Source organism: Neisseria sp. HMSC065C04, from assembly GCF_001815375.1.
GTDB lineage: Bacteria > Pseudomonadota > Gammaproteobacteria > Burkholderiales > Neisseriaceae > Neisseria > Neisseria flavescens_D.
In genome coordinates this window covers 57,217-67,004 of sequence record NZ_KV820415.1, presented here as the reverse complement: position 1 = coordinate 67,004, position 9,788 = coordinate 57,217, and the positions used below count along the sequence as shown (strand labels likewise).

General features: G+C 45.5%; 10 protein-coding genes and 1 pseudogene. 8 read left to right on the top strand and 3 right to left on the bottom strand.

All coding sequences use genetic code 11. The annotated features are described in order from the left end of the window. From HMPREF3022_RS11900 to HMPREF3022_RS06715, 5 genes are all read left to right on the top strand, one after another. The coding region (locus HMPREF3022_RS11900) for a DUF2345 domain-containing protein (RefSeq protein ID WP_283119059.1) at nucleotides 1-753 on the top strand (753 nt) is incomplete at its 5' end. Beyond that, a complete protein-coding gene (locus tag HMPREF3022_RS06730) occupies nucleotides 750-1,307 on the top strand; it encodes a hypothetical protein (RefSeq protein WP_070765346.1) in 558 nt (185 codons plus the stop codon). The genes HMPREF3022_RS11900 and HMPREF3022_RS06730, both read left to right, overlap by 4 nt. 14 nt (nucleotides 1,308-1,321) lie before the next feature. Continuing rightward, entirely contained in the window at nucleotides 1,322-2,191 is an 870-nt protein-coding gene (locus HMPREF3022_RS06725) for a polymorphic toxin type 15 domain-containing protein (RefSeq protein WP_141756506.1), read from the top strand. Between the two features lie 13 nt (nucleotides 2,192-2,204). After that, nucleotides 2,205-2,882 carry a GAD-like domain-containing protein gene (locus tag HMPREF3022_RS06720; RefSeq protein ID WP_070765344.1) on the top strand — a complete coding sequence of 226 codons (678 nt, stop codon included), beginning with the start codon at nucleotides 2,205-2,207 and terminating at the stop codon, nucleotides 2,880-2,882. 170 nt (nucleotides 2,883-3,052) lie between these two features. Beyond that, nucleotides 3,053-3,730, top strand: a complete 678-nt coding sequence (locus HMPREF3022_RS06715) for a GAD-like domain-containing protein (protein ID WP_070765343.1) — start codon at nucleotides 3,053-3,055, stop codon at nucleotides 3,728-3,730. Nucleotides 3,731-4,637: 907 nt separating this feature from the next. Here HMPREF3022_RS06715 and HMPREF3022_RS06710 read toward each other — a convergent pair. The 3 genes and pseudogenes from HMPREF3022_RS06710 to HMPREF3022_RS06700 all read right to left on the bottom strand — a co-directional run. Continuing rightward, a pseudogene (locus HMPREF3022_RS06710) lies at nucleotides 4,638-4,877 on the bottom strand (transposase); the annotation flags it as partial. 376 nt (nucleotides 4,878-5,253) lie between these two features. Then, nucleotides 5,254-5,700, bottom strand: a complete 447-nt coding sequence (locus HMPREF3022_RS06705) for a tetratricopeptide repeat protein (protein WP_070765341.1) — start codon at nucleotides 5,698-5,700, stop codon at nucleotides 5,254-5,256. Nucleotides 5,701-5,787: 87 nt separating this feature from the next. Then, complete coding sequence (locus HMPREF3022_RS06700; protein ID WP_070765340.1) at nucleotides 5,788-6,666, bottom strand: LysR family transcriptional regulator; 879 nt, start codon at nucleotides 6,664-6,666, stop codon at nucleotides 5,788-5,790. 141 nt (nucleotides 6,667-6,807) lie between these two features. Between HMPREF3022_RS06700 and HMPREF3022_RS06695 the strand changes: the two genes are divergently transcribed. From HMPREF3022_RS06695 to HMPREF3022_RS06685, 3 genes are all read left to right on the top strand, one after another. Then, nucleotides 6,808-7,884, top strand: a complete 1,077-nt coding sequence (locus tag HMPREF3022_RS06695; RefSeq protein WP_070765339.1) for an alkene reductase — start codon at nucleotides 6,808-6,810, stop codon at nucleotides 7,882-7,884. A 169-nt stretch (nucleotides 7,885-8,053) separates the two neighbouring features. Then, nucleotides 8,054-8,590, top strand: a complete 537-nt coding sequence (locus HMPREF3022_RS06690) for a DUF924 family protein (protein WP_070765338.1) — start codon at nucleotides 8,054-8,056, stop codon at nucleotides 8,588-8,590. A 652-nt stretch (nucleotides 8,591-9,242) separates the two neighbouring features. Continuing rightward, on the top strand, nucleotides 9,243-9,788 hold a 546-nt coding region (locus HMPREF3022_RS06685; protein WP_283119058.1), incomplete at its 3' end, for a contractile injection system protein, VgrG/Pvc8 family.

Genomic DNA, 9,788 nt, shown 5'->3' with positions numbered 1-9,788 from the left:
ACCGATGAAGAAACCCAAAGGGGCCGTCTGAAAGACGCCCTTAAAGACCTGAAAGAGGCAGGTTTAATCCAAACCGCCCCGGCCGGTATCGCTACCGCAACCGAGCAAAGCCAACTGCACACCGCCGGTGAAAACATCCATCTCGTCAGCGGCAACCATACCGACATTACCGCCGGCCAAAGCCTGACCGCCCATGCGGCAGAGAGTCTCAACCTGTTTGCGCAAAGCAGCGGTATCAAAGTGCAGGCCAATCAGGGCAAAGTGGAAGTGCAGGCACAGAATGACGAATTGCAGCTGAATGCCTTAAAGGATGCAACGTTAACCAGCAGCGCAGGGAAAATCACCATTGCTGCGAAGGAAGAGATTCTGATTACCTGCAAGGGGGCGTATATCAAACTGAGCAATGGGGAAGTGGAGATCGGAAGTCCGAAGGTGGTAAGGGTGAGGGCGCCGTTGGTGGTGAATGGGACCAATCAGATTAATCATTTTATACCGAATATAAATCAAAAAGCCTCAACCTGGCTGGCATTTCAGTATCTGGATGGTAACAAACAGCCTATACCATTTGTGAAATACAAGGCTTATTTTGAAACAGGGGAAATAATAAAAGGTACGACCGATAAAAATGGTTTTTATGAAATAAGTAATCCACCATCAGATATCGTAAAACTCGTTATGGATGAAGACCCGCTTAAACCGAAGCAAGAAAAACTTCAGGACTTTTTGGTACAAGTTAAAGGAGAATTGAAGTGAGTAACCAATCATGGTGGGAGAAAGTCAACACCTTTTATAAGGAAGCTTATAATCATTTTGCAGATGCCGTTTCACAAGGTACCAAATGGATTAGAGAAGTTACTGCAGATTCAATTGATTGGATATGGGGAACACTCCAAGGCGGTTGGAATCAAAATATGCGAGCGGATCAAATTGTTGCTGATGCTATGCTTAGCTTTGTTCCAATTTTGGGTGTAGTAATAGATATACGGGATTTATTAGCCTGTATTTATTCATTAAATCAGCAAAGTAAAAACAGCGAAGAACAAACTTATAAATGGATGGAATTGGCATTAACTCTTATCGGATGTGTTCCAGTAGGAGGAGATTTAGCCAAGCCTGTCATGAAGATTGTTCTCAAACAAATTCGTCGTTTTGGACTGAATAATCTCCCACAGGCTGTCAAATCAAGCATCGAACCTATCAGGCAACTGATGAATAATGAAAAGTTTGTGAAAGTTGTTGGGCGGAAAAATATTGATGATGTTTATAAAAAACTGCAGATTTTTGTCGTCGGCAAGCAGCTGGATTAAAACTTGATCCGATCTTGAAAAAATGGCGGGAGCTAAATAAAGACTTAGCAGATGTCCTGAATTCATATAGTCATTTAATGCCAGATGATATTAAGAAAAAATTAGTAGGGCTATTGAATAGTTCACAAAACTGGCTAGATATTGCACCGAGGCATTTAGTCCCAGCCTTTGCAGATACCGGAAGAGTTTTAAATCATATTGCAGATAGTTTACATAGCCCTTCCAAAATGCAGGTTGCAAAAGTCAACAAAAATACGCCCGTGCAACTTGGAAATAATAAGCCGCTAACAGTGGTAAGAAGGGCAGATAAACGTAAAATCGGCTGTTTCAAACCTGGCAAGAAAAAAATCGAACAGGCAAAACGTAAAGGTGATCAGGAATATCAGAAATTCGAGAAGGAGTATTACCGTCAATTAAAAGACCAGGAAAAAGGTTTAAATGGCCTAACGATTGATGAATATCTGGCAGGAAGGGAAGCTTATAAAAATAATGGACGTGGAGCGGGAGTGTCTCAAGCGGCTACAAGAAATAGTTATCAGAATAAGATATCGACATCTCTCAGCGAATCATATCAAAAACAGGGGAAGTCCCAAAGAGAAGCCAAAACACTTGCCAATGAAAGGACCAAGGCAATTATGAAAGAGCTGGATGCACTTCATAATCCTGATATGATTGTCGGAGGTAAAGATGACACTGGTCGTTTAGGCCGTGGCGATATCAATCGATCTATTGGCGGAAACTGGAATCAAAAAGCTCCGGATAGTAGGGAGGCCGGAGACTACAGAACCCGCTTGAAGCAGCTTGATGATTACGCCAATGAAATGAAAACAAAGTATGGTGGAAATGCCAATATGAATGCAGAATTTAACCGTTGTCCGACATAAAAGGAGTAAACATATGAATCTATTCAAACAAACCGAAGGATCAGAAATTTTTCTTGAAGAATTTGGAATGCCATTTGCTTCCACGCCGGTTTCAGCTGAAACCTTGGCCAAATATCGCGGTAAATTACCTGACCGTTTACTGGAATATTGGCAGGAATTTGGTTTCTGCGGATTTAAGGACGGAATATTTTGGCTGACCAATCCGGAAGACTACGAGGACATTCTGGCAGAATGGTTGCCGGAAGATGAGTTGAAAAAGAAAAAACATTATGTGATTGCCCGTTCAGGATTTGGGGAGCTGTTTGTATGGAACAGCAATTTAGGAACCCAATATGAGCTTGATCCAATTAGGGGGTGGATATTTAAAAGGGATACTGATTTCAGCGATTGGATTCGGGACGGGAGGGACGGAGAAGTGATTGATGGTTTCTTCGGTTTTCAGGAATATAATAAGTTGGATACGCAAGACAATGATGGCAATCCGCTCTTTCAACGCTGTGTCGAATTATGGGGTCCGCTGGCAGAAAATGAGATGTTCACCTTTGCGCCGTATCCTTTTATCAGCGGCAGTATGACGCTGGATGCAATTCGCAAGGCAGATTTATTCATTAATTTTGACATTGTACGGCAAATGAAAGAACCGGAGATTTTAACAACAAGGGATTTGTTGAGAAAAGGCTGGGGCATTTGATAAAAGGTTCGTCTGAAAAACCTTTCAGACGGCCTTTTCCAATAACGGTTGTTTTGTTTATATGGCTAAGCAGCTGGATGATTACGCCAATGAAATGAAGAAAAAGCATGGGGGAAATGCCAATATGAATGCTGAATTTAGCCGTTGTCCAACATAGAAGGAGTAAACATATGAATATATTCAAACATACCGAAGACTCAGAATATTTTTTTGAAAATTTCGGAATGCCATTTGCTTCCACGCCGGTTTCAGCTGAAACCTTGGCCAAATATCGCGGTAAATTACCTGACCGTTTACTGGAATATTGGCAGGAATTTGGTTTCTGCGGATTTAAGGACGGAATATTTTGGCTGACCAATCCGGAAGACTACGAGGACATTCTGGCAGAATGGTTGCCGGAAGATGAGTTGAAAAAGAACTCCCATTATGTGATTGCCCGTTCAGGATTTGGGGATCTGTTTGTATGGAACAGTGAATTAGGGAACGAATATGAGATTAGTAGTCTATGGGGGTGGATACTCAAAAGAGATATTCATTTCAGTGATTGGATCCGGGATGGAAGAGCTGATGAGGTTATCGATATTTTTATAGGATCAAATAGATACGAAGAGTTGGATACACAAGACAATGATGGCAATCCGCTTTTTCAACGCTGCGTCGAATTATGGGGTCCGCTGGCAGAAAATGAGATGTTCACCTTTGCGCCGTATCCTTTTATCAGCGACAGCAAGACATTGGATGCAATTCGTAAGGCAGATTTATTTATTAATTTTGATATTGTAAGGCAAATGAAAGAACCGGAGATTTTAACGACAAGGGATTTGTTGAGAAAGGGCTGGGGGATATAAACAAAAAGGCCGTCTGAAAAATTTCAGATGGTCTTTTTATATTTGAATTCTGTAAGTGATTGTACAACTAGAAGAAACAGGACTTAGCAGGCTAAAATACTAGTATTATGAATTTAACATAATATAAATTATGTAGTTTTTCCCTATACCTAACAATCGCCGTTGTTTATTCCTGTTTGTTAACTATTAGTTAATCTTAAAAGATTCCGTATAGTACTCCAATTTTTAGTATAAAATCAATAGGTTTTAAGAGAAATTTGGCAGCTTAATCTTGCTGTAACTCTACCACTTAATTATTGGTTAGTGGAATAGGGTAGAGAGCAGGGAGCCTAGTACGATACCAAGTACCTTCAACTTGCAGACGGTCACTCTATCACTGATAGCAGGTGTAATGAAATAGGGCGGGGAGCTATATTTTTGATGAACAAAAACAAGCCCAATCTTATACGATGTTAAAATCGATTGTGGATAAGCAATCGTGATAAAAACATGGCGAGATCATCTCGCCATGTTTTATGCCTAAACCATTTTCGACAACAAAATCTCCTTCAACTTGTTATACACCCACACCACTCGCTCGGCAACAATCGTTTGATATGGTCGATATAAATAAAGCTGCCATTTTTGCTTTTCAATTTCAGGGAAGAGTTCCACCAATCGACCGTTTTTCAAATAGGGATCACAAACGCTGTTTATAAGATAAGAGCAAGAGCGTCCAGCTAGCGCCGATTGCAGTTTGCTTTGCACAGATGTATAGACTGAGACCTTTGCAAAATTCCTTTTCCCCCGACAGTCGAAACCTAAACACAGGTTTTCGGCTGTTTTTGTTTCAAATATCCACTGATTCTACTCAAATACCCCCTTAATCCTCCCCGGACACCCGATAATCAGGCACCCGGGCCGCCTTTTAGGAGGCAACAGGCGCACTTAGCCTGTTGGCGACTTTCAACAGGTTCAAACACATCGCCTTCAGATGGCTTTGCGCACTCACTTTGAGCAGACCAAAATAGGCTGCCCGCGTATAGCGGAATTTACGGTGTAACGTACCGAAGCTTTGTTCGACCACATAACGGGTCTTCGACAAATATCGTTTACGCTTCGTTTGAGCTTCCGCCAGCGGACGGTTGCGGCAGGCTTTTCGCATTATGTGGGGAAAATTAGATGGAAATTATTGGTGTGGGTAAGGGTGGGAAGGGTTTACCTGTTGAGGCCGTCTGAAAAGTATAGGCTGCTTTTTGGGTTTTCAGACGACCTCCAAAGCAGCCTGTACTCAGGTATTTTGGATTGACTAACGCGATCTATCTGCCAAATACTTTCCGCCAGGCATTCGGATTGATTTTAAACTTGGCTTTGAACTGCAAACGTAGGTTTGCCGCGCTGCCGAAGCCGCTTTGTTCGTATCGGTAAATCCGTATTTTCCAACAAATCCTGTACCTACCATAGCCGCTCTGTGGTGAGCCACTCACCGAAATTCATACCTGTGGCTTGAGAAAAATGGCGGATAAGGGTTCGGCGGGAAACGGTTAATTTGTTTTTACGCCCAAGCGGTTCAGCGCGTCAATGGCAGGTTGGGAAACATGGTCGCCGCGTGCTGCGGATTTTTGATACCAGCGCACGGCTTGGGTCATGTCTTTTGCCGTGCCAATGCCGTTTTCGTAACAATAGCCCAGCCAGTATTGCCCCGTGATGGCGCCCGCTTCGGCTGCCTGCGTGAAGTAGGCGAAAGCGGTTTGCGCATTTTGGGCGACGCCTTCGCCGTTCAGATACATCAGACCCAGATAACGCGGCGCTTTCATATGCCCCGCCTGCTGCGCCTGCTCAAAATAGCGTTTGGCGTGTCGGTAATCATGCTTCTGATACAGGGCGATGCCTTCGTCCAGCAGGGCTTTTGCCTGTTCGTTTTGATGCGGAACGGCGGAGCATGCGGCGAGAAGGGCGGAGATAGTAAGCGCCGATAGTTTGGATTTCATGGGCGTTGCTTTAAGAGTGGGGGAAAGGATAGTTTAGGAATATCATGCGGTTACAGCAAGCGACAAGTGCAGGCTGCTTTTTATTTTTCAGGTAGCCTTCATTCTGCTGCGCAAAAACTCAATAAAACACTTCGTTTTTGCCGGCAGGAGTCGAGTGGCGGTCAGGGCGTAAACGGGGACGCTTTGACCGTGCCAGTCAGGTAGTATCCTTTTCAGACGGCCTTCTGTTTCGTATTTTTCTGCTGCCATCGCCGGTATAAAGGCTACGCCCAAGCCGTGAACCGCCATACGGGCGAGCATGCCGATGCTATTTACCGCATAGTGCGATTCGGCAGTGGTTTGCACTGTTTCATCCATTGTGTTTACCAATGTCCAGCTAGAGGCCGTCTGAAAACGCAGACAATCGGCAGCACACAAATCATATGGGGTTTGCGGTTCGCCGTGTTTAGCTAGATAACTTGGCGAAGCGTAGAGATAGCGTTCGGCGTGCATGAGAACTGTCGCAATATAGCCGGAATCCGGCTGTTCGCCCGTCCTGATGACCAAATCGAACGGCTCACCAATCAAATTGACTTTACGCGGCGTAACATCCATTTCCAGCTTGATTTCAGGGTATTGTGCGGCAAAATCAGGGAGTAGGGGTGCAAGAAATTCATAAGAAAAATCAACGGGGAGCGACACACGCAGCACGCCGTACGGACGCACCAGCATCCCGCTTAGCTCGTCATGAATCCGTCGCGCTTCCTCCATAATAGGCTTGACCCGCTCGAAATAACGCCTACCGGCTTCGGTCAGCTCAACCCGCCGGGTCGTGCGGTTCAAAAGCTGTAAACCCAGCTGCTTTTCCAATTCGCCGACTCTGCGTGATAACGTTGATTGCGGCATCCCCAGTTTCGCGGCTGCTTTGCTAAATCCCTTGGCTTCCGCCACTTCGGCAAATAACGCCATTTCGTTTAAATAATCCATTGATAGTTGTCCATTGCTGATTTCAGGTAACCTATTATAGTCAAAAATGGATAAGTATTATCCAATAAACTATATTTATTCGAAAAATAATTTTCTCTACAATACGTTCCATCAACAACACAACAGCAAAGGACAAACATTATGAAACTGCTTACCCCGTTCAAACTCGGCAACCTTGAACTGAAAAACCGCATGGTGATGGCGGCTATGACCCGCAGCCGCAGCTTTTCAGATGGTATGGCAACCGATTTGATGGCCGAATATTACGCGCAGCGTGCGTCCGCCGGACTGATTTTGTCCGAAGCCATCAATATTTCCGCCGATGCGGTCGGCAGCCCGTTCACACCCGGCCTGTACACCGCCGCACAGGTGGAAAGCTGGAAAAAAGTAACCGATGCGGTACATGCCCAAGGCGGCGTGATTTTCGCCCAGCTATGGCATACCGGCCGCGTCGCGCACTCGGTGGACAGAAACGGCGCGCTGCCTGTTGCGCCGTCTGCCATCAAAATTGAAGGCATGCAGCATTTCACATCACAGGGCGCAAAAGACTTTGAAATTCCGCGCGAAATGACCGCTGCCGACATCCGCCAAACCATAGACGATTATGTGCAAGCGGCCAAAAACGCCATTGCCGCAGGATTTGACGGTGTGGAACTGCACGCCGCCAACGGCTACCTGCCGCAGCAGTTTTTATCCGATTCCGCCAATCTGCGGACAGATGAATACGGCGGCAGCATCGAAAACAAAGCACGTTTCACGTTGGACGTCATGCGCGCGCTGATTGACGCGGTGGGCGGCGGCAAAGTCGGCATCAAAATCAGCCCGCTGCACCCTTACGCCGGTATCGCGTTCGATGACCCATCTGCAACGTACACCTATTTAATCAACGAGTTAAACAAACTGGATTTTGCTTTTGTCGAACTGATGAAGCGCAGCCCTATGTTCCCGCTGCTGCCGCATTATCCGGCGGACGACGAAATCGAACGCTTCGGTAAACTCGTCAAACATACTTTAATCGCGGGAACGGCTTACACCCGCGACACAGGCGAGGCGGAACTGGAAAAAGGCATTGCAGACCTGATTGCCTACGGTTCGACATTTCTGGCCAATCCCGACCTGCCACGCCGCTTTGAGCTGGGTGCAGAACTGAACACACCAGACCGCGCCACGATGTTCGGCGGCGGGGAGCATGGTTATACCGATTATCCGGTTTTATAACCATATCTGTTACAAAAAGAAGGCCGTCTAAAATGAAATTTTAGACGGCCTTTATGCAAGTGATTGTACAAATGGATGAAGATTGTGTGTTCGTAGAAAAAATTAATGCCAAAACATAAATAGTGTGAAATAGTGTATAGACATTCTATCCAAACTTACCGAGAGAATTATGACCCCACAAAACGTACTCAACTTCTGGTATAACGAAGCTAATCGTCCCTTTTGGTTCGCTAAGAGCGAAGAGTTTGACCAAGTTATTCGCGACCGATTCGTCGATCTCTGGCAACAAGCGGCCCGTGCCGAACTCTACGACTGGCGCACCAGTTTTGAAGGCCGCCTAGCGGAAATCATCGTGCTCGACCAATTTTCACGCAACCTGTTTCGCAACAACCCCCAAGCCTTCACATGCGACGCTATGGCGCAAGTACTTGCCCAAGAAGCCGCCAAACAGCCAGGCTTCTCCGACCTGCCTGACGCCTGGCGGCACATGATGCTGATGCCGCTCATGCACAGCGAAAGCCGTAAAATCCATACTCTTGCTTTGGAGCTATTCGCTCGATATGCTCCTCACGCACTAATACATGAAGAGCAACACAAAGCCATCATCGACCGCTTCGGTCGCTACCCGCATCGCAATGCTGTGCTCGGCAGAATCAGCACAGCGGAAGAAGAGGAATTCTTGAAACAGGAAGGTTCTTCGTTTTAAATACGATGATTCTGGCGTTTATTTTTGTCGGATAAAACAAGCGGTCAGATTTTGAAGAGGATTTGCAAAAATGCCTTAAAATCTGACCGCACTTTGCCATAGAAAGCCGTCTGAATTATCAGGCGGCTTTTACTTTTAGCGCATCCACAATCAGCTTAAACACATTCGAATGCCCACGGCGGCTGTAAAGTGGATCGTAAGTCATCGCATATTCAGGAAGTAACTCGACTAGGTTACCTGATGGCCTTTTTGTTTTGAATTCTGTAAGTGATTGTACAAACAAGAGAAACAGGATTAATAGGCTAAAATACTAGCATTATGAATTTAACATAATATAAATTAATTTCCTTTTCCCTATTCTTCTACAAATTCCGCTTATTGTTCCTATATGTCAAATGAGAATCAATGATACTATGGAGAGTAAGTTAATAGTACTCCAATTTTTAGTATAAAATCAATGGTTTTAAGAGAAATGTGGCTGCTTAATTTACTACTTTTCACCTGAATGGTGGAATAGGGCAGGGTAAAATAGTATTTTATCCCTTATTTCAACCGTTCAGACGGCCTTTTCCCCACTCATCCCATTTGCTTTACCATAGGCATTATCCAAGTTAACATACCAAATTCATTGTCATTCTAAAATTATCCCGTCATGACCGCCCGCCAATCCTACCACCTTACCTTCGCCCGTTTCTCACCTTCACTTTCAGTTCGCTCCTTCAGCGCATCCGAGGCGGTCAATACCGCCTACCGTGTCGAAATCACCGCCACTTCCACCGATTCCTCGCTGCCGCTGTCTTCCTACCTCAACCAGCGCGCAGCCTTTGAGATTCGTCCGCAAGAAGGTTTACTGTCGGAAGTAGCCGGGGTATTCGGGTCTGCTTCAGATGACCCGCCGGCGAAGCAATGGCAGGGCATCATCACCTCATGCGAGAAGTTGTCCGTATCCAAGGATGAAACCGTTTACCGCTTTGTTTTAGAGCCGCGCTTCGCGGCTTTAAAACATTTCCAAACTTCCCGGCTGTTCCAACATCAAACCGTCCTCGACATCGTTGCCGCCGTCTTCAAACACCACGGCTTCTCCGGTGTTGACTACCGTTTCCAAAAAAGCCGCAGCTACACCGTCCGCGAGTATGTCACCCAGTATCTTGAAAGCGACTTTGCCTTTATCAACCGTCTGTGTGAGGAAGAAGGCATC